Annotated in this window: 17 protein-coding genes and 1 pseudogene; 9 read left to right on the top strand and 9 right to left on the bottom strand. The window is 67.1% G+C overall.

Features of this window, described 5'->3' with window-relative positions; genetic code table 11:
• Window positions 1-10 precede the first annotated feature (10 nt).
• Together NC4_RS25025 and NC4_RS25030 are read left to right on the top strand one after the other, a co-directional pair.
• The gene (locus NC4_RS25025) at window positions 11-715 is read left to right on the top strand and encodes an Rv1363c family protein (protein ID WP_245721903.1); all 705 of its coding nucleotides are present in this window, start codon (window positions 11-13) and stop codon (window positions 713-715) included.
• A 56-nt stretch (window positions 716-771) separates the two neighbouring features.
• Window positions 772-2,001: a TetR/AcrR family transcriptional regulator gene (locus NC4_RS25030; protein ID WP_067542826.1), complete on the top strand. Its 1,230-nt coding sequence runs from the start codon at window positions 772-774 to the stop codon at window positions 1,999-2,001.
• 11 nt (window positions 2,002-2,012) lie between these two features.
• On the opposite strand, the gene NC4_RS25035 is transcribed toward NC4_RS25030, so the two are convergent.
• Window positions 2,013-2,222 carry a hypothetical protein gene (locus NC4_RS25035; RefSeq protein WP_067542829.1) on the bottom strand — a complete coding sequence of 70 codons (210 nt, stop codon included), beginning with the start codon at window positions 2,220-2,222 and terminating at the stop codon, window positions 2,013-2,015.
• A gap of 231 nt (window positions 2,223-2,453) precedes the next feature.
• Here NC4_RS25035 and NC4_RS25040 point away from each other — a divergent pair, with 231 nt between their 5' ends.
• Window positions 2,454-2,885, top strand: coding sequence for a DUF6636 domain-containing protein (locus tag NC4_RS25040; RefSeq protein ID WP_067542832.1), 432 nt, complete (start codon window positions 2,454-2,456; stop codon window positions 2,883-2,885).
• Here the strand turns inward: NC4_RS25040 and NC4_RS25045 are convergent, their stop codons facing one another.
• The gene (locus tag NC4_RS25045) at window positions 2,886-3,767 is read right to left on the bottom strand and encodes a cutinase family protein (protein WP_067542835.1); all 882 of its coding nucleotides are present in this window, start codon (window positions 3,765-3,767) and stop codon (window positions 2,886-2,888) included. It lies immediately after the preceding gene.
• A 348-nt stretch (window positions 3,768-4,115) separates the two neighbouring features.
• Between NC4_RS25045 and NC4_RS25050 the strand changes: the two genes are divergently transcribed.
• Genes NC4_RS25050 through NC4_RS25060 form a run of 3 tightly spaced genes read left to right on the top strand, consistent with a single transcriptional unit; the run spans window position 4,116 to window position 7,002 of the window.
• A complete protein-coding gene (locus tag NC4_RS25050) occupies window positions 4,116-5,909 on the top strand; it encodes a hydroxysqualene dehydroxylase (protein ID WP_245721904.1) in 1,794 nt (597 codons plus the stop codon).
• Between the two features lie 52 nt (window positions 5,910-5,961).
• The gene (locus NC4_RS25055) at window positions 5,962-6,204 is read left to right on the top strand and encodes a hypothetical protein (protein WP_067542838.1); all 243 of its coding nucleotides are present in this window, start codon (window positions 5,962-5,964) and stop codon (window positions 6,202-6,204) included.
• A 48-nt stretch (window positions 6,205-6,252) separates the two neighbouring features.
• Entirely contained in the window at window positions 6,253-7,002 is a 750-nt protein-coding gene (locus tag NC4_RS25060) for a DUF3658 domain-containing protein (RefSeq protein WP_067542841.1), read from the top strand.
• A 308-nt stretch (window positions 7,003-7,310) separates the two neighbouring features.
• On the opposite strand, the gene NC4_RS25065 is transcribed toward NC4_RS25060, so the two are convergent.
• The gene (locus NC4_RS25065) at window positions 7,311-7,775 is read right to left on the bottom strand and encodes a hypothetical protein (RefSeq protein WP_067542844.1); all 465 of its coding nucleotides are present in this window, start codon (window positions 7,773-7,775) and stop codon (window positions 7,311-7,313) included.
• Window positions 7,776-7,970: 195 nt separating this feature from the next.
• On the opposite strand from NC4_RS25065, the gene NC4_RS25070 reads away from it, so the two are divergent.
• From NC4_RS25070 to NC4_RS25080, 3 genes are read left to right on the top strand one after another with little or no spacing between them, the layout of a single operon-like run.
• Window positions 7,971-8,855: a helix-turn-helix domain-containing protein gene (locus NC4_RS25070; protein ID WP_067542847.1), complete on the top strand. Its 885-nt coding sequence runs from the start codon at window positions 7,971-7,973 to the stop codon at window positions 8,853-8,855.
• The gene (locus tag NC4_RS25075) at window positions 8,852-9,049 is read left to right on the top strand and encodes a DUF397 domain-containing protein (RefSeq protein ID WP_067542850.1); all 198 of its coding nucleotides are present in this window, start codon (window positions 8,852-8,854) and stop codon (window positions 9,047-9,049) included. Before NC4_RS25070 ends, NC4_RS25075 begins: the two co-directional genes overlap by 4 nt.
• Window positions 9,050-9,070: 21 nt before the next feature.
• A complete protein-coding gene (locus tag NC4_RS25080; protein ID WP_067542853.1) occupies window positions 9,071-9,304 on the top strand; it encodes a DUF397 domain-containing protein in 234 nt (77 codons plus the stop codon).
• Here NC4_RS25080 and NC4_RS25085 read toward each other — a convergent pair.
• From NC4_RS25085 to NC4_RS44110, 6 genes and pseudogenes are all read right to left on the bottom strand, one after another.
• Window positions 9,268-9,969, bottom strand: a complete 702-nt coding sequence (locus tag NC4_RS25085) for an alpha/beta fold hydrolase (RefSeq protein ID WP_067542856.1) — start codon at window positions 9,967-9,969, stop codon at window positions 9,268-9,270. The two genes, NC4_RS25080 and NC4_RS25085, sit on opposite strands and share 37 nt — an antisense overlap.
• A gap of 22 nt (window positions 9,970-9,991) precedes the next feature.
• Window positions 9,992-10,567, bottom strand: a complete 576-nt coding sequence (locus NC4_RS25090) for a TetR/AcrR family transcriptional regulator (protein WP_067542859.1) — start codon at window positions 10,565-10,567, stop codon at window positions 9,992-9,994.
• 18 nt (window positions 10,568-10,585) lie between these two features.
• Window positions 10,586-11,578: an agmatine deiminase family protein gene (locus tag NC4_RS25095; RefSeq protein WP_439957556.1), complete on the bottom strand. Its 993-nt coding sequence runs from the start codon at window positions 11,576-11,578 to the stop codon at window positions 10,586-10,588.
• A gap of 220 nt (window positions 11,579-11,798) precedes the next feature.
• A complete protein-coding gene (locus NC4_RS25100) occupies window positions 11,799-12,053 on the bottom strand; it encodes a hypothetical protein (RefSeq protein ID WP_067542865.1) in 255 nt (84 codons plus the stop codon).
• A gap of 472 nt (window positions 12,054-12,525) precedes the next feature.
• Window positions 12,526-12,741, bottom strand: a complete 216-nt coding sequence (locus NC4_RS25105; protein ID WP_067542868.1) for an MbtH family protein — start codon at window positions 12,739-12,741, stop codon at window positions 12,526-12,528.
• A gap of 64 nt (window positions 12,742-12,805) precedes the next feature.
• A pseudogene (locus NC4_RS44110) lies at window positions 12,806-23,140 on the bottom strand (non-ribosomal peptide synthetase).
• Window positions 23,141-23,197: the final 57 nt, after the last annotated feature.

A 23,197-nucleotide genomic window follows, 5' to 3' on the forward strand; every position in this document is an offset into this window, starting at 1 on the left:
GAGCGAACCGATGAGCGAGATCGAGTTGACCAAGGACGCGCCTGCCGAGGACGGAGCCGAGGCGGTGGTCGACACCGCGACGGCGGCAGCCGCAGCGCCGGAAGCCGGGCAGCCGGAGGCCGCGGAGCCGGACGCGCAGGAGCCGGACACGGAGGCGCCCGTGTCCGAATCCGAAAGCCCGGCACGGCGTTTCGCGCTGCCCGAGTTCGGCGCGCGCGGCCGGGTCGCGCCGCGCGCCGCCGTCGCGCTGGTGCTCGGCGCGGCGGTGGGATCGAGCGTGTTCTTCTTCGTCCAGGACCGCGACAAACAGGCCCTGCTCGATGCCCGCGAGGCCGCGCGCACCGCCGCCTGCGCCTATGCCCCCAAGCTCGCCACCTACGACGCCAAGGATCTCGACGCCTATTTCACCGGCGTCCTCGACGGCGCGACCGGCGACTGGCACAAGCAGTTCGATTCCACCAGCAAGGATCTGCGCGAGGTCCTCACCCAGGGCGAGGTGGTCTCCAAGGCCACCGACGTCCAATGCGCCATTCGCACCAGCGATGAAGACTCCGCCGAAGCCATTGTGGTGATCGGTCAGACCATCACCAGCCTGGGCACCCAGAACAAGCCCGCCCCCGGTCAGCTCTCGATGGTCATGCGGCTGGAGCGTTCCGGGGATCGCTGGCTGGTGAACAAGGTCAACTCCCCGCTCGCCCAGCAGACACAGCCGTGAGCCAACGCCATCAACCCGGCAGGGACGCAAAAGACCTGGTGGCTACCATTGCTGATATGACCGTCGAGCCGCAGCGAGTGATCCGGCGCCGTCCGAAGAACCGGCGCGCCCAGATCGCCGCCACCTCCGCGGCCGCCTTCGGCTCGCTCGGCTATCACGGGGTGAGCATGGAGGATATCGCCGCTCGTCTCGGAATCTCCTCGGCCGCACTGTATCGGCACTATCCGAGCAAGTACGCGCTGTTCCGGGAGGAGCTGCTGCGGCTGGGACAGCTGACCGTGGACGCGGCCACCCCGCCCGACGCCGCCGAGGGCCTGACGCCACGGCAGCGGCTGGACAGCGTGCTGGACAAGATGATCGCGGAGACCATTGCCAACCGGTCCACCGTGGCGCTGGTGCGCTGGGAGCGGCGCTATCTCGACGAGACCGATCGGCGGACCCTCGAGGACCAGTTCGCGACGGCGCTGGCCACGCTGCGGCAGCTGATCGAGGATGTGCGCCCGGAGTTGGACGGGCACGATCGCGCGGTGCGGGCGGTGACGCTGCTCAGCGTGATCAGCAGCATTGGCGACCATCACGCCGCGCTGCCCGCGAAAACGCTCACCGCGCTGCTGCATTCGGCCTGCGGGTCGGTGATCGACGGTGAACTGCCGCCGCCGGGAACCGAGACCGGGCCGCCGCGGGCCATCGAGATTCCGCAGTCGTTCAAGCACGAGCTGCTGCTGAAGAAGGCCGTGGAGTTGTTCCACGCGCGCGGCTATCCCAATGTGAGCGTGGAGGACATTGCCGCGGCGGCGGATCTGTCGGCGGCGTCCGCGGTGTACCGGTACTACCGCAGTAAGGGCGATCTGCTCGCGGCGGCGTTCCGGCGGGCGGCGGATCGGGTGTCCGGGGCCATCGGCCCGGCGGTGGCCTCCTCGTCGAGTTCCGCCGAAGCCCTGACCAAACTCATCGACCTCTATGTCGCCGGTTCATTCGCCGAACGTGAGCTGACTTTCGTCTATTACGCGGAATTCGGTCACGTCGCGCCGGAGGAACGCACCATGCTGCGCAATGTGCAGCGGCTCATCGTGGCCGAATGGGTGCGATTGCTGGTGGCGGTGCGGCCGGAACTCTCCGAGGGGGAGGCGCGCATTCTGGTGCACGCCGCCTTCGGGTTGGTGGTCGATCTGGGCCGGGTATTCGGTGATGATCTCGCCGCCTCCCCTGGCTCGCGCATCTGCCCGCAGGAGAGGGTTATTCGCCTGATGGAGATCACCCTCTTCGGGGCCGGGGCCGGTCGCTGACCGGCGGTGCGCTATCCGGCGACGGCGAATGAGACCACGGGCGTGAAGGGCGCGTAATCGCGGACGTGCCCGCTCTCCCATTCCCACAACGAAATCGGATCCACCGAGACTCCGCTCTGCAGAATGAGTCGCCAGCCAGCGTCCTCGCGCTGCCAGATGTCGCCGTCCCGATCCCAATACAGGCCACCGGATAGCGGTTCGACCGTGTCACTCCGGCTCATGCTGTTCCTCTCCGGTAATAGCGATCAGCGACTGCGCGGGGACCAACTGTTTCGGGTGATTTATGCGTTTCCTTGGTGCAAATATATTTGCCGAACATTCGCGAATGCAGGAAGCGGAGGGCGCGAGTCGAATTCCGGTTACCGATCCGGACGCCGGGCGCGATAGGAAGGTGTCAGCTTCGGCGGGTGTTGTCCGGCAGTGCGCCGGGATCGCAAGGGGGACCGGGAAATATGAAGTCACGCTGTCGCGCGGCCATTGCCGCGGCCACGGGGATGGTGGCGGCGCTCATGAGCGCCGCCGGACCCGCATACGGTTCACAGACCGACCAGTTTCGAACGCCCAGTGGGAATATCGTCTGCGCCACCGGAACTCGGGGCGTGGTCTGCCAAATCCTGGAGTACAGCTACGCGCCGCCGCAGCGGCCCGACACCTGCCACGGGACCTACGGGGATGTGTTCTCGCAGTGGGACGGCCGACCGGCCGAAATCCGCTGCCACACCGATCGGCCGTTCGATCCGCAGCAGGGCGAGATCATCGAATACGGCAAGACGGTGCAGGCCGCCGATGTGGTCTGCACCGTCTTACCTGCCTATATCGAATGTCTGGATCCCTATGCCCGGCACGGCTTCCGGCTCTCGCGGGAGTCCTACACCGTGTACTGATCAGGCGCCTTGGTTGGCCACGTCGACGAGCCAGTTGTGCAACCACGCGGTGGCGGTGGTGCCATTGGCATCGACCACGTAGCGCGGATAGGACTGATGCGCTCCGGAGATGATGAACTCCTGCACCTGCCGCGCCCACTGCTCGCTGGCCGGATCGTCCGGCGGCGCGGCGAGAATGGCATTGATACCGGGGAACAGCGCCTCGGCCGTGATCGATTGCAGGGTGAGCACATAGCTGCCGACCTGCAAGGGGTCCATGGCGGAGGCCTGGGTGAAGAGACCGGCGAAGCGTCCGGCTAGATCGTCGTTGGGCACCGAACAGTACAAATCGCCCTCCGCGCAGAAGGTTCGCACCTTCGGGCTCAGGAGGCCGAACCCGCCCAGGCGCGCCCCGCCCGCACCCGCGCCCGGCACCGGCGGGCCGACCAGCGCATCGGTCCGGGAGCGGCGCGGATCGGCCAGCAGACCCATCGCGGCCACCCGATCGGGCGGCACAACGCCGAGCCCGGTGCCGATCTCCGCGGCCACGTCACCGGCCGCGTCCGCGCCCTGGCTGTAGCCGACCAGCGCGAAACGCGTGGCGGGGCAACGCGACGACATGGCGGAGATCATGCCGCGGAGATTGGTGACGGCCTCCCGCTTGGAATAGCCGTAGACCTCGCCCTCCCAGGGCAGGGCGGTGGCGACATAGCTGACGTAATCGGTGCGTACCGAGCCCGGTAGCCCGCGGGTCACCAGGGCGAGCATGCCCTGACTGTGCTCATCGCGGGAGGTTTCCCAGGTGCCCGGTACGGCGATCACATTCAGTTCGGGACAATTGGCGGGCGCCGCCTCCGCCGGGGGTGTGCCGGTGGTCCACAGGATCCCCACCGCAACAGCCACGGCCGCCGTGGCGACCGAGCACGTCTTTCCGAATGACCGTGTCGTTCGAAATAACAAGCCCTCACTCCTTGCCAGGTTGGTTCGAACCGCAGCGAATGTTCGGCAATCCACGCGTGCCGGTTAGAAAATACCAAGCAACTAGCGAGTTCAGTATCGGTCGGTGAATCTGATTATTCGAGGCACCACACCGGTCGCGGCACGGGCATTTGCGGGGGTGTCGCGTTCGTAGGGATTCGGGCGGTTTGTCCCACCCTGACCACAGCACGAGAGAATTGCTATAAACTTGAGTGCTTCTGATTTGGGAAAATTATGCTCGAGCTTGTAGAATCATCTATAACATAGTCGCAGTTGATCGAGCGGGAGTACCTCATGCGGCAGCAATCACGACGTCGATTCATCGGAACCGCGGCCAAGGTGGGCGGTGTGGCGGCGGCGCTGACGCTCGCACCCACCGGCGGGCGGGCATATGCGCAACCCGGGCGGAGCGTGGCTATTTTCGGGGCCGGGCCCGCCGGGCTCACCGCGGCGCACGAGCTCGCGGAAAGAGGGTTCGCCGTCACGGTTTTCGAGACACTGGGTGATTTCGGCGGGAAGACGCGCAGTATCTACGCACCGGACGGACTGCCCGGCGAACACGGGTTCCGGAGCTTCTTCGGCTTCTATCACAATCTGCCGGATACGCTGCGGCGCATACCGTTTCCGGGTAACTCCCACGGGGTGTGGGACAATCTGGTGCGGCTCAGCGCGGCCATGATCGCCGGGATGGACCGGCACAATCTCACCGTCCCGCTGCCGTTCCCCTTGCCGTTCAGCCAGTTTCCGATGACGCCGCAGGGTTTCATCGATTCGGTGGCGTCGGTGTTCGAGACCCTGTTCCGGCTGCCGCTGCACGAGGCGGTGTTCGCGGCCGAACGGCTGGCGGTGTACGTATCCAGTTGCACCGAGCGCAAGCTCGGCCAGTGGGAGCGAATGACGTGGACCGACTTCGCGCGCTTGGATGTCTCCTCCCCCGAATACAACCGCTTCCTCGGCGACGGGTTCATTCGCGAACTGGTGGCTACCAAATCCGCCAATTGCAGCGCGCATTCGATCGGACTGGTCGGCGAGGAGTACGTCTGGTCGCTGCTCAACCTCAACAACGACTCCGACAACAAGGGCAATGACCGAGTCCTCAACGGCCCCACCAGCGAAACCTGGATCACGCCGTGGATCGACTATCTGCGCTCGATCGGCGTCACCTTCCACCAGGGCTATCGGCTCACCGGCTTCGGCGTCGACGGCGCGCACATCACCGCGGCCACCGTGACCGATGCGACCGGCGCGCGCCACACCGTCGAATCCGACCACTACCTGTCCGCCATCCCCCTCGACAAGCTGCCGCCCATTCTCTCCGCGGACCTCACCGCCGCTGATCCCACCCTGGACCGCATCCGAAACCTCCAGTCCGCGTGGATGGTCGGCATCCAATTCTTCCTGCGCCGACGCGTGGATCTGGCCAATGGCCATGTCTGCTACAACGACGCGTCCTGGGGCCTGACCTCCATCAGCGAGGCGCAGTTCTGGCACCGCCCCGTCTCCTCCTATGGCGACGGCAGCGTGCGGGAAGTCCTGTCCGCCATCATCTCCGAATGGGAGGAACCCGGAACCTTCAACGGCCTGCCCGCGAACAAGTGCACCCCTGAGGAGATAGCCCGCGAAACCTGGTCCCAGATCAAGGCCCACGTCAATGACGACGGTCAGATCCAGCTCACCGACGACCTACTGCACTCCTGGTTCCTCGATCCGGCCCTGACCGGTGCGGGCACCCCCGAAATCGCCTGTGAAGACGCCATTTTCATCCAGAACCCCGGATCCTGGTACGACCGCCCCGACGCCTGGACCGGCCTCGACAACCTCTTCCTGGCGGGCGACTGGATCAAGACCCCAATGAACGTAGCCTGCATGGAAGGCGCCAACGAGGGCGGCCGCCAAGCCGCCAACGCCATCCTCCACGCCTCCGGCTCCGCACACCCCCAAGCCCCCATCACCCCACGCTTCACCATGCCCCTCTGGGAACCTCTGAAACTCATCGACCGCGAACTCTACAAAGCAGGCCAGCCCAATATGTTCGACATCATCGACCGCCGCTACCCCCTCCGCTGACCCAAGCTACCCTGTGGTTAATTCATGTTCGGCTCGCATTCCAGGAGGTCCGATGAAACGCACCCTGATCGCCGTCACCGCCGCAGTCGCGGTCATCGGCTTCCCGGCCACGGCCGCCGCCCAGGACACCGGAAGCGCCGGTGGCCCACCCCCGGCCCCCGCGCAGCAGGAAGGCCCGCCGCCGGTAGAAGGCGCCCCCTGCACCCAGCCCGGCGTCCCCGGCGAGGGCACCTGGGTGCACCTGGAAGGCGGAAACGCGGAGCACTACGGCCGCGAATGGATGTGCCGGTACTGAGCGCCAACCCCCAGCCAGAATTCAGCTACCAATGGGCACACTGGTGAAATGGACAGATTGCACCTGACGAGCGGCCCTTCGGCGGCCGGGGCACTCCGCGTCGCGCTCAGCACCGATCCCGCCCATTCCCATGACACCGTTCTCGAATTCCCCGACAGCCTGGCCATCGGACCACTCCGGCCCGAAGACTCCGCGACGCGCGCCGCATGGTGGCGCTGGTGGGACGAGATGGCCGCCGCGGAAACCGGCGAGGACATCAGCCGCTCACCGGACCTGCCGCGGGAACTCACCGACTACTGGGCGGCCGTGGATTCCGCCGAGAACCTGGTCGTCTGGTTTAGCCGCGACAATGCCACCGAACTGTCGATGTTTCACCAAATCTGCGACACACTGGCCGACAGATCCTTCGACGTCGTCGAGATCCCGGTCGCCGTCGCCGCTCAATACCCCGAAAAGCTGGCCGAATCCCTCAGCGGCACAAGAAGTATCACCGCATCCGAACACGCGGCGGCACGCCGGAACTGGCGCAAACTCGTGCAGGAGAACCAAACGTTCCGCATAGTCACCGAATCCGGGCTGACCTCCGCCCCCGCCGACCACTACGACAATGCCCTACTCGCCGCCGCAGGCCCCGACCCGACAATCATCGCCCGAGTCGTAGCCCCGGTCATGGCCGACATGAATGTCGCTGACGCCCCACTGTTCTGGCGCGTGCAGTCCCTGATCGAATCCGGTGCGCTGATCGCGGACGGCAACCCCTGGCTGGCCCGCAAGACGAAGGTCAGGCGCGCACCCTAGTCGCAGCCACTGCTCGAACTACTGGACCCACTGTCGCAGGAGCCGGAACTGCTCGAGCTGCTGCCGCTGTCGTAACTCGAACCGCCGCTGTCATATCCGGAACCGCCACCCCACCCGGATCCGTACGATCCGCCGTACTGCCACGACGAGTAGCCGCCGCTATCGGATGACGAACCGTTCCAATGCCTGTGCGGCGTCCGCCCGCGAGGCGGCTGGCCGGGCGGCTGGTTCCGCCCGGCGAGCGCCGCGAAAAGGAAGACGAGCGGACAACCGAACCCCACCAACACCAAGAGTGTTTCCATGCCGGATTATTGCCGGATCACCCCCACCCGGCGCGACCGAATTTTGTGGCAAATCGACAGCGTCTCGAGCACGTAGTTCGTGGACGGCAACTCCCCCAGCGGTTCTCTGATCCACCAGAGATGGGCAGCATGCTCATCCGCGGGCGATGGCAACAGCACTTCGACGCCCGGCTTGGCGATCAGGATCGACCGCCGAGCCATGAATTCCTGTGTATCGGAGTCGATCTCGACCGGACTGGTAAGAAATGTCCACAGCCCGGAGTCGTGAGCGACTGTCGGCGCATACAGACACACCTGCTGAAGGTGCCGGTGCGCCTCGGTACCGATCTCATCGAGCACGGTGATCGCATTCGCACTGTTCCCGGCCCACAACCAGATTCGATCTTCAGCGAACCAGGTCGTGAGCCCCGCCGCACGGTAAGCATCCGACCGGGCATGGTTCTCATCCGCCGGATTCGAGCTGAGGCTCATTCGTCCTCCTCGGACTAGAGGGTGGATGCGCCCGGCGGGCACGAACCGGGCGCATCCCAAGCACACACCTGGCAAAGATCAATCGGACCCACAATTGGGAACCCAGAGCCAATCGCACGAAAACCCGTGCAACGTTCCCAGCTTGGGTTCAAACTCATTCCCAACACGGTCCCGACGAAGCGTCCAGGATGAGCCATGGCCGACACAGCCAGCAGCACGTTCCCGCGCCGACAACTTGGTCGTTACCTACGCGAAGGCCGGGAAGCAATGGGCCTGACGATTGTCGAGGCCGCAACGCTCATGCAGTGGGGCAAGAGCACGTTGCAGCGGCTCGAGCGCGGCCAGGCGGACCGTGTGCGAATCGTCGATGTCAAGGAGCTGTGCCGGATCTATGGCCTGGGCGAAGACCTGACCGCAGCACTGGTCGGCCTCGCGCAACAGGCGGCGGTCAAGTCGTGGTGGCATGGGTTCGGCGAACTGATTCCCGAAAACTTCAGTGTCTATATGGGTTTGGAATCCGGCGCCCGGACGCTGACCACCTATCAATCGGAGTTCGTTCCGGGCCTCCTCCAAATCGAGGACTACGCACGCGTACTCGCAAGCGATGCTCACCCTCTCGCATCCCGCGACGAGATCGATGCACGCGTCCGGATTCGAATGCGTCGGCAGACCTTGATCAGACGAAACGCGAAGCCGACCAACCTGAAAGTCGTCCTGAACGAGGCTGTCCTGCGTCGTGAAATCGGCAATCCGGCCATCATGGCCACCCAGTTGCGCACCTTGGCCGATATGGGCACCCGCCCGAACATCTCGCTCCAGGTCCTGCCGTTCTCGGCCGGAATGCCAACGGGTGAACAGGTCGGCCCCGTCGTGATCCTGGAGTTCGACTCGGACAACCAAGGAAAACCACTGGAACCGACAGTCGTTTACGCGGAAGGTTTTACAGGGGACATGTACAGCGAGAAGCCCCACATCGTCCGCCGATATACCGACGCGTATCAAACGATCCAGCGAGCCGCGTTGGACGAAGTCAACAGCAGGGCCATGCTTCGGCGGGCAGCAAAGGAGTATTCAACGTGAACGTCGATCTATCAGCAGCCAAGTGGTTCAAGAGCAGCCGCAGCGGAGGCTCCAAAGAGTGCGTCGAAGTGGCCTTCATCCCCGGCGCGGTGGGTGTGCGAGACAGCAAGGATCGCTCTGGTCCGGCGCTGATCCTAGCGCCCGGAATCTGGGATGACTTCATGGCCGGACTGAACGCCGGAAGGTTCGACTAGCCGCACAACAGGAGATCAAAAATGAACACTGAACTGAGCCAGACGCGTTGGTTCAAGTCGAGCCACAGTTCAGGCGGACAAGAGTGCGTCGAAGTGGCCTTCATCCCCGGGGCGGTGGGAGTGCGAGACAGCAAGGATCCCGCCGGTCCGGCGCTGGTATTCGAGCCTGCCGCCTGGGACGACTTCACTTCCGGTGTGCGGGCCGGGAAGTTCGACGGCTATGCGCCGCCGGGCAATCCCTGTTCGGCGGCGTAGGCCGCCAGGCGGTCGGCCAGTTCGCGGGGGTGGCTCAGGGCCGCGCAGTGGCAGCCGGGGAGTTCGTCGGGGGTGATGCCGAGACGTTTGGGGACGAGGTCGCGGAAGAAGGCGGGTGGGAAGAACTGGTCGTGTTGGAACAGCACGAATTTCGTCGGGATATCCGGCCGTGCGGGCAGGGGCCACGGGTCGCTGTAGGCGGCGGATGATTCGCTGCGTTCCCTGCTCAATGCCTCCTCGGCCAAGGCGCGGGGGACCCCGTTGTAGTAGCTGATGAAGGGGTCGGGGTTGCCGGTTTTGCCGCCGTCTTGGTCGGCTTGGTCCTTGGCCGCTCGGGCGTAGTCGGTATTGGTCCACCAGTCCGAGGCGGACTCGCCGGGGGTCGGGATCATGGCGGCGGTGAGGACGAGGAGGGCGGTGGGTAGGCGGGCCGCTGCCAGGGTGGCGGTGAAGCCGCCATAGGACTGGCCTACGACGACCAGGTCCTGCAGGGCGCCCACCGCCTCGATCACCGCGTCGGCGTAGTCGGTCAGGGTGGCCGAATCATCCTCGGAGGGGAGGTCCGGAGCTATCGACTCATGACCCCGGGCGCGTAGCTCGGCTTCGACCAGGTGCCAGTACCAACCGACGTCGCCGCCGCCGTGAATCAGGACAAAAGTAGCCATACCGGCCCATTCTGGTGGGTGGTCAGGGTTTGCGGTCGAGTTCGAGAGCTATTGCACCGGAGAGGAGTTCGCGGGCGCGGTCGAGAGCGAGGGATTCGCTGTGCCAGCGTTCGCTCAGGCCCTCGACGAAGGTGGTGAGCCGTTCGGCGATGGCGGCGGCATCCAGGGTGGGGGCGAAGACGCCGGTGTCCTGGCCCTCCTTGATCAGGACTTCGACATCGGCGTTCCAGGAGTTGGTGGTGGCGCGCAGGGGGGCGCGCAGGTCCGGATTGAAGACCGCGCTGGCGCGCAATTCGCCCCAGGCAATGCTGGTTTCGCGGACGTGCGCGGTGTCCTGGAGCTCGAGCAGCAGCATGGCCTCGATGCGTTCACGCGGGCCGCCAGCGGAGAAGGCGCGGTCGGTGTAGGTCTGAGCGCGGTGGTTGATGTGCTCGAGCGCGGCGTACAGGACACCCGCGCGGTCCTTGAAGTGGTAATAGATGAGCGCCGTGGACACACCCGCCGCGGCGGCGAGCTTTTCTATGCGCAGGCCGCGGACTCCGTCCTGGGCGATCACGCGGACGGCGGCTTCGAGGATCTGGGTTTGACGCTCCGACACAATTCCTCACAGTAGGGGTCAGGCCGCGGGTTCCTGCTGGGTGGTGCAGTGAATACCGCCACCACCGGCGGCGATCCCGTCGATATTGATCTGCACGATCTCGCGATCCGGGAACAGTCGCTGCAGAGTGGCGCGGGTCGCCGGGTCGGTCTCGGGATCACCGAATTCGGGTGCGATGACCGCGCCGTTGCACACGTAGAAATTGATGTACCCCGCGGCGAAATCATCGTCGGCGAAGTCCTCGCGCACCGTCGACGGACCTTCGAGCACCTCGACCTGCAAGGGCCGTCCGTGCACGTCCGTGGCCTGATGCAGGATGTCGAGATGACGGCGGGTGACGTCGTAGTCGAACGAATCCGGATCATTGTCCAGTCCGGCCACCACCACCCCGGGCCGCGCGAACCGCGCGTAGAAATCGGTATGCCCGTCGGTGATGTCCTCGCCCGCGATCCCCGGCAGCCAGATCACCTTCTCGATCCCGAGCAGATAAGCCAGCTCCTCCTCCACATCCCGCTTCTTCCACCCCGGATTCCGATTGTTGTTGAGCACGCAGCTCTCGGTAATGATCGCCGTGCCCTCACCGTCGACCTCGATACCGCCGCCCTCGAGCACGAGATCGGTGGTCAGCCGCTCGACCCCCGCGCGCTCAGTGGCGATCCGCGCGACCTTCGCGTCCTTGCGATGCTCCTGCTTCTCGCCCCATCCATTGAAGTTGAAGTCGACCCCCGCGCGTCCACCACTGCCATTGACGAATACGGGCCCGGTGTCCCGCATCCAGAGATCGTCGATCTCGGCGGCGATCAACTCGACGTTCGCCGCGCCCACGAGCCCCTTGGCCAAGTCCATCTCGCCCGGCCGGACCAGCATCGACACTGGTTCGAACCGGGCGATCGTCGTGGCGATGGTCGCCAGATTCCGCTGCACCTCGGGCACCAGATCCGCGCCCCAAATGCGTTCGCTGGCCCCGAAAGCCATCCACGTCCGCAGATGCCGCTGCCCTTCTTCGGGCATCATCCACTTTCTCCCGTCATCCTGCGTGTCACTGCCGTTGCTGCCGCTGATGGGCGCATCCTGCTCGGAGCAACCCGCCAGCAAGAAGCTGCCGATCGCTGCCATCGATGTCTGAACAAATGTGCGCCGTCGCATGTCCAGCAGCGTAGCTCCTGACTAAAAAATTAGTCAACCACGGAATGACGCGTGTCACGACGCCGTCGCAACACCATGGCGAGCGCTAGTCGGAACTGCTGCTACTGCTCGACCCGCTGTCACTGGAGCTCGAGCCGCCGCTGTCGTAGCTGGAACCGGACGACCCGTCGTACCAACTGCCGCCGCTGTAGTCCGAGTCGCTTCCGCCGGAGAAGTCGCTTCCGCCCCGCCGGTGCGGACGCCCGCGCGTCTGCCTGCGGGCACCGGCCAGCGCCGCGATCAGGATGAGCAGGAACATGCCCAGGAAGATGACGCCGAAAACAAAGAAGATGATCTCCATGCCGAATTATCGCCGGGAGATCGGAATTCGTGAATGGACCCGCGGGCCGCCAGGGCGAAAACCCTGGCGGCCCGGGCGTTCAGGAGCCTGAGGTGGGCGGGAAGGTGACGGAGGAGCCGGTGAGGAGCATTTCCGCCAGGCGGCCCAGGAGGTTGTCGATGGCGCTGCCGCTGTCCATGGCGGCCTCAGGGGGCGGTGGGGGTGCCGGGGGTCACCGAGATGCCGGAGCCGGAACCGATGAGGTGGGCTATGGCCTGGAGCAGGCTGGTGAAGCCCGCGCTGCCGAGATCCATGTCGTGAGTCCTTCTGCGAGTTGCCGTTACGACCGATCAGGCGGCGTTGGGGTTGTAGTTGAGGCTGGAGCCCGCGCTGAGGAAGTTCAGCACGGTGGTGAGGATGGCTCCGATGTCTACGCCTTCCATGGATTTCCTTTCCGAGGGGGGTGGGGCGCGGAAGACGGTGTTCCGCGGGGCTATTCGGCTTCGGCCATGGCGTCGATGAGCGATTGGGGACGCATATCGGTCCACTGCGTTTCGACGTAGGCCAGGCAGTCCGGACGGGACGCGGGCCCGTGCGCGATGGTCCAGCCACCGGGGATGGCGGCGAAGACGGGCCACAGGGAGTGCTGAGCCTCTTCGTTGACCAGCACGTAGAACTGCGCGTCTTCGTCATCGAAGGGGTTGCTCATCGGATTGCCTTTCTCGAAGTCCGCAGCCAATCCTGGCGGAACAAGACTGTGAACAAGAGGCTTTTCACAATATTGGTGACTGTGGATTTCCGCTGCCCGGCGCGAGGACGCGCGCTATCCGGGCGAGCGCCTCGGGTGCGGTCATGCGCCAGTGCGTGACCGGGACCGCATAGCTGTGCAGGATGCCGTCGATGGCATCGGTCCAGCCGGAGACGCCGATGGTGCAGGTCGGATCATCCAGGGCGGCAGTGAAATACAGCAGGTCGCCCTTGAAGCGGCGGGGGCGGTAGGCGCCGGTGAGGGCCACCGAGTGCAGCGCCGCGTCGATGATCCGGGCGCGGCGGCCGGAGTCCAGCCCGGCCAGTTGATCACCCAGCGGGCCGCCCACCACCTCGGACAGGTCGACCGGCCCGGATTCACCGGCGTGCGGATCGAGGTAGCTGTCCAGCATGGCCAGGAGGGCGACCTGTTCGCCTTCCTCCTGGAGCCGCACGGCGACGGCATGGGCGAGCACGCCGCCGAGCGACCAGCCCAGGAGGTGATAGGGCCCGCCGGGCTGCACCGAGCGAATCGCCGACACGTAGACGCGCGCCCAGTCCTCGATCGAATCCGGCAGCGCCGCATCCGATCTCAGCGCGGGCGATTGCAAGCCGTAGAGCGGTCGGTCCGGATCGAGGTGCGCGGCCAGCCCGGCGAAGGACCAGGCGATGCCGCCGACCGGATGAATGCAGAACAGCGGCTCGGCCGTCCCCGACCGGCGCAGCGGCAGCACCACGTCGAACGCGGACTCGGGATCGATACCGGTCGCGCCGGAGCGGCGCGCGGCGATCTCCGCGACGAGTGCGTCCGGCGTGGATGCGGTGAACAGCCACAGCACCGGGACCGCTTCTCCGAGCAGCTCGCTCAGGCGCGCCGCCAGTCGGGTGGCGGCCATGGAGGTGCCGCCGAGCTCGAAGAAGTTGTCGTCCAACCCGATTCGTTCGATGCCGAGTACCTCGGTGAACACCGCGCAGACGGTGGACTCCAGTTCCGTTGCCGGTGCCCGGAACACTCCGGCGGTGAACTCCGGATCCGGCAGCGCCCGGCGATCCAGCTTGCCGGAGGCATTGAGCGGGAAGGCATCCAGCACAACGAAGGCCGACGGCACCATATAGCCCGGCAGCCGGTGCGAGAGCGAGCGCCGGAGCGCTTCGGTGTCGAGCTCGGCGCCCGCCGCGGGCACCAGGTAGGCGATCAGACGGTCCGAGCGGACCGCGACCACCGCTTGCCCCACCGCCTCCTCGGCAATGAGCGCCGTCTCGACCTCGCCGGGTTCGATACGCAGTCCGCGCAGCTTCACCTGGAAGTCGGTGCGGCCCAGGTACTCCAGCTCACCTTCGCGATTCCACTTCACCAGGTCGCCCGTGCGGTACATGCGCTCGCCGAGTTCGAACGGATTGGCCACGAACCGATCCGAGGTCAGATCCGCCCGTCCCACATAGCCTTGTGCGAGCTGCGTCCCGGCGAGGTACAGCTCACCCGCGACGCCCACGGGCACCGGCCGCAAGCGCGAATCCAGCACGTAAACCTTGGTGTTGAACACCGGCCGCCCGATCGGCACCGTGACCGTGTCCGTCTCGGTCACCTCGTGATAGGTGACGTCGACGGCCACCTCGGTGGGCCCGTACAGGTTGTGCAGCGTCGCACCGGTCAGCGTGCGAAGACGCCGCGCGGTATCGGCGGTCAAGGCTTCACCGGAGGCGAAAACCTGCCGCAGACTTACGTATTCGGCTGCCGCGGGTTCGGCGACGAACGCGGCGAGCATGGACGGCACGAAGTGCACCGTGCTCACACCCTCCGCCGCGATCAATCGCGCCAGGTAGGCCGGATCGCGATGCCCGTCCGGCGCGGCCAGCACCAGGCGCGCTCCGATCTGCAACGGCCAGAACAACTCCCACACCGACACGTCGAAGGTCGCCGGAGTCTTCTGCAAGACGATGTCCGCAGGTGTGAGGCGATAGGCGAACTGCATCCACACCAGGCGGTTCACGATGGCCGCGTGCGAGACGGCCACGCCCTTCGGCCGACCCGTCGATCCGGACGTGAAGATCACGTACGCGGCGCTCCGCGCCCGCAGCGGGCTCCGCCGCTCGGCATCGGTGACCGGGGTGTCCGTAAAGGCCGACAGCCCCAGCTCGTCGGTCCGAACCACCGTTCCGGCGTGTTCGAGTCCGGAATCCACATCGGCGGTGGTCAGCACGCAGACCGGCTGCGCGGTCTCGAGGATGTATCCGGTCCGTTCCGCGGGCTGATCCGGATCGATCGGCACATACGCCGCCCCTGCCTTCACGATGGCGTAGACGGCGACCACCAGATCGACCGACCGCCGCATCGCCACGGCCACCCGATCCTGCGGCCCGACCCCGCGCCCGATCAGATACCGCGCCAGCCGGTTCACCCGGGCATCCAGCTCGGCATAGGTCAGCACCTGTTGCCCCACACCGGTTCCGGCCTCATCGGCCACCAGCGCGACGGCGTCGGGATGCTCCGCTACCGCGGCATCGAACAGCGAGGCCAGCGTCGGCCGCGGTTCGACATCGATATCGGCGTGAGTGCTGTTCCAGTCCACCAGGATTCGATGGCGCTCGACGGGCGCCAGCACCTCGATCTCTCCGACCACGGCCGATTCATCGGCGATGACCGCGTCGAGGATGCGCAGGAACCGGTCCACGAAGCCGTCCACAGTCGCCGGATCGAACAGATCCGTCGCATAGGTGACAGCGCCGCTGATTCCAGCGGGCGCACCGGCTTCGTCGTACGTATCAGTGACGAACCAGTGCAGATCGAACTGCGACACCTGCGTATCGGGTTCGACCGCAGCCACCGTGAGTCCCGGCAGTTCCAGCACATCCGGCGCCAGATTCTGGAAGGACAACCCCACCTGGAACAGCGGATGCCGCGCCGTCGACCGCACCGGATTCAGCACCTCGACTAGCCGCTCGAACGGCACCTCGGCATGGGCGAACGCCTCGAGATCCCGCTCCCGCACCTGCGCGAGCAGAGCGGCGAACCGCGCGTTCGGGTCCACCTCGGTCCGCAGGACGAACGTGTTCACGAACATGCCGATCAGATCGTCCAATTCGCGTTCGCCGCGACCGGCGATCGGCGTGCCCACCGCGATATCCGCGGTGCCCGACAACCGGGCCAGCAGCACCGCCAGGACGGTTCGCACCACCATGAACAGCGACGCATTGTGCGCCCGCGCGAGCTCCGCCAACCCCGCGTGCCGCTGCGCATCGATGACGAAGCGCGCCGCCCGCCCGCGGAACGACTGCACGGCAGGTCGCGGCCGATCGGTCGGCAATTCCAGCTGATCGGGCAAATCCGTCAGCGCCGTCCGTCAGTACGCCAATTGCGTGGCAACCAGCGATGCGGAATCGGCCTCGGCTCCAAGGACCGCTCGCTGCCACAGCGCGTAATCCGCATACTGCACCGGCAGCGCAGCCCACATCGGTTCCCGCCCGGACGACCGCGCGACGTAGGCGGTCATCAGATCACGGGTCAGCGGTCCGGTCGACGCACCGTCACCAGTAATGCGGTGCATGACCAGCGCAAGCACGTATTCGTCCGCACTGTCGGAGATTTCGTGCAACACCACCCGAATCGGTGGTGCGGCAGTCACGTCGAACGCGGTTCCCATCAACTCCGCGAGCGCCTCTCCCAGCTCGCCCGCCGCGACGGCGCGAACCTCGAGCTCCGGCGCCGCCCGCTCCGGCGACAGCACAATCTGCACCGGCCCGCCGCTCTCCGGGGGCGGCGTGAGCACCGGGTAGACGGTGCGCAGCACTTCATGCCGGGCGACGACATCCGAGACGGCGGCGCGCAGGGCCGGAATGTCGAGCGCACCGGTCAACCGCACCGCAGCGGGCACGTTGTAGGCCGTCGCGGTGGGGTCGAGGCGGTTGAGGAACCACATGCGCTGTTGTGCGGGGGACAGCGGAATCCGTTCCGGCCGCGGTGCGGCGGTGAGAGCGGGTCGGCCGCCGCCGGTACCTGCGAGCTCCGCGACGCGGACGGCCAGTCCCGCCACTGTCGAGAACTCGAACATGAGCCGGACCGGTATCCGCGCGTTGAGACGGCCGCCGAGGCGGGCCATGACCTGGGTGGCCAGCAGGGAGTTGCCGCCGAGGTCGAAGAAATCGTCGTCGGCGCCGACGTGCTCGAGGCCGAGGACCTCGGACAGGGCCGCGGCTACCAGGCGTTCCATCGGGGTGGCCGGTTCGCGGTAGGGGCGCGCCTTGAACTCGGGTTCCGGCAAAGCCTTTCGGTCGAGTTTGCCGACGGGGGTCAGCGGGACCTCGTCGAGCACCATGATCGCCGAGGGAACCATGTGGGCGGGCAGGCTGCGGGCCGCGTGGGCGGTCAGCAGGTCCGGGTCGATCGAATGGCCTTGTGCAGGTAGGATATAGGAGACCAGCGCCATGACGCCCGCCGGGGTCTCGTGGCCGATGGTCACGGCGTGGTCGACCGCGTCGTGGGCGGCGAGCACCGCGTCGATCTCGCCGAGTTCGATGCGGAAGCCGCGGATCTTCACCTGGAAGTCGGTGCGGCCCAGGTATTCCAGCTCCCAGTCGCCGACATTCCCGGTGACGTGCGGCTTGTCGCCCGGCAGGGAGATCCAGCGCACCAGGTCGCCGGTGCGATACATCATGCCGCCGGGCGGTCCCCACGGATCGGCGACGAATCGGGCGGCGGTCAGGCCCGGCCGGTTGAGGTACCCGCGCGCCACCGCCGGACCCGCGACATACAGTTCGCCCGCGACGCCCGGCGGGACCGGTTGCAGCCGGGCATCGAGGACCAGGGTGGTGGTGCCGGGAACCGGGGTGCCGATGGTGATCGGAACACCGGCCACCAGCACGGCGTAGGCCGACGAAATGGTCGCTTCGGTGGGGCCGTAGCTATTGGCGAAGCGGCGGCCCGGCTGCCATTTGGCCAGGAGTTCGGGGGTGGTGGCGTCGCCGCCCGCGCCCACCACCTCGAGGTCGGGCAGACCTTCCGGATCGACCGTGGCCAGCATGGCGGGGGTGATCATGGTGTGGGTCACGCGTTCCGCGCGCAGCAGCTCGCCCAGTTCCTCGCCGCCGACCATGCCGGGCGGGGCGATCACGAGGGTCGCGCCGCTGGAGAAGGCGAGCAGCCATTCCTCCAGGGACTGATCGAAACTCGGTGAGCAGACGTGCAGGACGCGGTGCCGCGGTCGCACCAGGCACAGCCCGGCCACGTGCGCGGTCAGATTGGCCACCCGGGTATGGGTGATGGTCACGCCCTTGGGCAGGCCGGTCGAACCGGAGGTGTAGATGGTGTGCGCCGGGTGCGCGGGGCGCAGGGGCGTACTGCGGTCGGCGTCCGTCACCGGTGCGGATGACTTTGCGTCGCACAGGGTTCGGGTAGCCGAGCCGTCGATTGCCAGCCATCGCAGCGCATCCGGCAGGTTCTCGGCGAATTCCGCGGAGGTCACGCCCACGAGCGCGCCCGAGTCGGTCAGCATGTGCCGCACCCGATCCTCCGGATAGGTGGGGTCGACCGGGACATACGCGCCGCCCGCCTTGGCCACCGCCCAGACCGCCGCGATCATCTCGTAGGACCGCGGCAGCGCCAGGACGACCGAGGTCTCGGGGCCGACCCCGTGCGCGATGAGTTCCCGCGCCAGCCGCGACGAGTGTTCGTCCAGTTCGCCGTAGGTGATCGACCTGCCATTGTCCCGGACCACGATCCGGTCCGGGCCCCAACGCAATCCGCCGGTCAGCACATCCGGCAGCAGCCCCTCGGCAATGACCGGGCCGCCGTGCATACCGGTGAACCGGTCGTACTCCGGCGGCGACAGCAGCGGCAGATCGCCGACCGGCAGCTCCGGGTCGGCCGTGATCGCCTCCAGCAGCCGCACGAAGCGATGCGCGAATCCGGCGACCGTCGCCTCGTCGAACAGGTCGCGGGCGAAGGACAGGTCCGCGAGCATGCCGACGCCGTCGCGGTCTGTCTCGAATTCCTGCACCGTCAGCGACAGGTCGAACTGCTCACTGTCCAGGTCGAATTCGACGGCCTCGACCCGCAATCCGGGCAATTCGAAGGTGCGCTCGGGCAGGTTCTGGAAGGTCAGCATGACCTGGAACAGCGGGTGGCGGGCGGTCGAACGCTCCGGTTTCAGCAATTCCACCAGGCGCTCGAACGGCAGATCCGCGTGTGCGAAGGCTTGCAGATCGGTCTCGCGGGTGCGGTCGAGCAGCTCGGCGAAGCTCTCGTGACCCGGGACCCGAGTCCGCAGCACCAGGGTGTTGACGAACATGCCGATCACATTGTCGAGTTCGGCCTCGCCACGGCCCGCCACCGGTGTGCCGATCGCGATATCGGCGGTGCCGGACATGCGCGCCAGGAAGGTCGCCAGCGCCGCGTGCACCACCATGAACACGGTGGCGTGATGCGCACGCGCCAACTGGCGCAGGCGATCCCGCAGCTCGGCCGAGATGGGGAAGGCGATCCGGCCGCCGCGCGCGGACTGCATGATGGGGCGCGGTCGGTCGGCCGGAAGGTTCAGCTCGTCCGGCAGACCGGCCAGGGCCTGCCGCCAATACCGGGCCTGCGTCGAGATCAGGCTCTGCGCATCGGTTTCCGAACCGAGTACCGCACGCTGCCAGAGCGCGTAGTCGGCGTACTGCACCGGCAGCGGCGACCAGCCGGGCGACGTCCCGGCGGTGCGGGCCACGTACGCGGTCATCACATCCCGGGTGAGCGGACCCATGGACCAGCCGTCGGCCGCGATGTGGTGGGCGGTGAACACGAGCACATGCTCGGTGGGATCCAGCCGGAACAGCCTGGCCCGCAACGGAACCTGTGTGGACACATCGAATCCGGCGGCGACCACACCGATGATCCGATCGCGTAGCTCGGCGGCCGTGACGGCTTCCGGCGTCAGGTCCGGAATCGCCTGCGCCACCGGCAGAATCAGCTGATACGTGCCGTCGGCGGTATTCGGATAGACGGTCCGCAGCACCTCGTGCCGCTCCAGCACGTCGGCGACCGCCGCCCGCAGGGCGGGCACATCCAGGACGCCGGTGCGGCGAACGGCCGCCGGAACGTTGTAGGCCGCCGATTCCGGATCGAACTGATTCAGGAACCACATGCGCTGCTGCGCCAGTGACAGCGGCAGCCGCTCCGGTCGCGGACCGGCGGTCAAGGCCGTGCGCCCGCCCGTCCCCGTATGCCTTTCGACCAGCACCGCCAGCTCGGCGACGGTGGCCGCCTCGAACAGCAGCCGCACCGGGATGCGCGCATCCACCGCCGCGCCGAGCCTGGCCGCGACCTGGGTGGCCAGCAGCGAATTGCCGCCGAGGGCGAAGAACTCGTCCGCCGCGCCGATCGGCTCGCGGCCCAGCACCCGGGCGAAGACATCCGCGACGATCTGTTCGAATACCGTCGACGGCGCACGGAACTCCCGTGCGGCGAACTCCGGTTCGGGCAGCGCGGGGCGATCGACCTTGCCATTGGCATTGCGCGGCACCGCATCCAGGCACACCAGCGTTTCCGGGACCATATAGCCGGGCAGCAGTCCGACCAGTCGCGCCCGCACCGCGGCCGCATCGAGATCACCGGTGGCGCTGAAGTATCCGACGAGCCGCGCCGCCTCGGCGTCGCCGTGCACGACGACCACCGCATCGGTCACCTCGGCCTGCGCACGCAGTGCGTGCTCGATCTCGGCGAGCTCGATGCGGTAACCGCGCACCTTCACCTGGAAATCGCGCCGTTCGACGAATTCCAGTACACCAAAACCGTATTCACTGTCCGACCGGACCCAGCGCACCAGGTCACCGGTGCGATAGAGACGCGACCCCGCCGGTCCGAACGGATCGGCCACGAAGCGCTCCGCGCTCAGATCCGGACGGCCGTAATACCCGCGCGCCAACTGCGCACCACCCAGATACAGCTCACCGGTCACCCCGACCGGGACCGGCCGCAGGCGGTCGTCGAGCACGTACACCCGATTCCCGGCCTCCGGCATACCGATCGGCACCACCGCGTGGCGGATATCCCCCTCGGTCCGGAACCGGGTGACCGAGACCGCCGCCTCGGTCGGGCCGTACAGGTTGTCGATGCGGGCATCCGTCACCGCCCGTGCGCGGCGCAGGGTGTCGGCCGGGAATGCCTCACCGATGACCAGCAGCCGTCGCAGCGATTCGGGCAGCCCGCCCGCCGCGACATCGACCAGCATGGCCAGCAGGGACGGCACCAGGGTCAGCGTGGTGACCGACTCCTGACGCACCAGCGCCAGCATCCCTTCCGGATCCTGTTGTGCGCCCGCGGGAGCCAGCACCAGGCGAGCGCCGGTGCGCAGCGCCCACCACAGTTCCCAAACCGACAGATCGAAGGCCGCGGAGGTCGTCCACAGCACCGCGTCCCCGGTATCGAGCCGGTACTCCGACTGCATCCAATCCAATTGATGCGCGACCGCCGCATGCGGCAGCGCCACACCCTTGGGCTTCCCGGTCGAGCCCGACGTGAATATCACGTACGCGGTATCGGACGGGGACAGCGGGGCCCGCCGCTCCTCGTCCCGGATGGTCCGGGCCGAGATCGCCTGATCCACAGCCGCCGCGACATCGATCGTCACGGCGCCCTCCGGTAGCTCCGGCAGCGCCATCGCACGCTCCGCGCACACGATCACCACTCGCGGCGCGGCCGCCGCCAGCACTGTCGCGGTGCGCTCCAGCGGATGCCCCGGATCCAGCGGCACATACGCCCCACCGGCCCGCATGACCGCATACATCGCGATCAGTAGCTCGATACTGCGCGGAATCGCCAGTGCCACCAGCGAGTCCGATGCGACGCCCGCATCCATCAACACCCGCGCGAGCCGATTGACCCGATCGGAGAACTCCCGATAGGTCAGCGCCCGGCCACCCTCGACGAGCGCGATGGCGAACGGCGTCGCACGCACCTGGGCGTCGAACGCCCGCGACAGGTGCTGTGCCGCGAAGCCGCTCTCGCCCCCGTTCCAATCCGACAGCAGGCGCCGCGTTTCCGGCGCCCCGAGCAGGTCGAGATCCCCGACCGGACGCCGCGGTTCGGCCACCACGGCAGCCAGCAACCGCTGGAACCGCTCGGCGAACCCGGCGACGGTCGCCTCGTCGAACAAGGCGGTGGCATAGATCATGGAGGCCGCCAGCCCGGCGGGAGCGCCCGCGTCGTCATAGCGATCGGTGACGACCAATTGGAGGTCGAACTGCGCCACCTCGGAATCGAAATCCACGGCCGCGGCGCGCAATCCATCCAGCTGGAATTCCGCGCGCACCTGGTTGTGGAAGGAGAACCCGACCTGAACCAGCGGATGCCGAGCCGTCGAGCGCTCCGGATTCAGCACCTCCACCAGCCGCTCGAACGGCACATCGGTATTCGAGAACGCCGAGACGTCCGCGGCCCGAACCCGGTCCAGCAGACCCGCGAAGCTCTCCGCCGCGGCGATTTCGGTGCGCAGCACCAGCGTATTCACGAACATGCCGACGAGATCGTCGAGCGCCGCATCGCCGCGCCCGGCGACCGGCGTCCCCACCGCGATATCGGCGACCCCCGCCAATCGGGCCAGCAGCACGGCATACGCGGCATGCACCGTCATGAACAGCGTGGCGCCCGCGTTCCTGCTCAATTCGGCGAGCGCCGAATGGGTTTCGGCATCGATGCCGAAGTCGACCTTGCGCCCGCGAGTGTCCATGACCACCGGCCGCGGCCGATCGGCGGGCAGGCCGAGCTGCGGCGGCAGGCCAGCGAGCGCCTCGGTCCAGAACCCCAGCTGGCGCGAGACCACCGACTCCGGATCGCCCTCGGACCCCAGCAACTCCCGCTGCCACAGGGTGTAATCGGCATATTGCACCGGCAACGGCGACCACTGCGGCGTCGCACCCCGCCTGCGCGCGGCATACGCCGTCATGACGTCTCGTGCCAGCGGAACCAGCGAACTCCCGTCACCTGCGATGTGGTGCATGACCACCACCAGCACGTACTCCAGCGCGTCGTCCGGATCTCCGGAATCGGAGGCCACCAATAGTTTGGCCCGCAACGGCACCCTGGCGGTGACGTCGAAACCCGCGCCGAGCTCCGCCCCGATGGCCGCCATGAGCGCGCCCGAGGCGACCTGTTCCGGCTGTGGGATCGGCAGCATCGCCACCGACGCATTCACTGCCGGGGCGGGCAGGACGACCTGCACCGGACCCGCGTCCGTCTGCGGGTAGACCGTTCGGAGAACCTCATGGCGGGTGATCACGTCGGTGATCGCGGCATTCAATGCGGCGATGTCCAGGTCGCCGGACAGGCGAATGACGAGGGGGATGTTGTAGGCGGTGGAATCCGGATCGAGGCGGTTCAGGAACCACATGCGCTGTTGTGCCAGGGACAGCGGGATCGGGTCGCTGGTGGTGCGCGGGGCGAGGAC

The organism is Nocardia crassostreae (genome assembly GCF_001613405.1).
Lineage (GTDB): Bacteria > Actinomycetota > Actinomycetes > Mycobacteriales > Mycobacteriaceae > Nocardia > Nocardia crassostreae.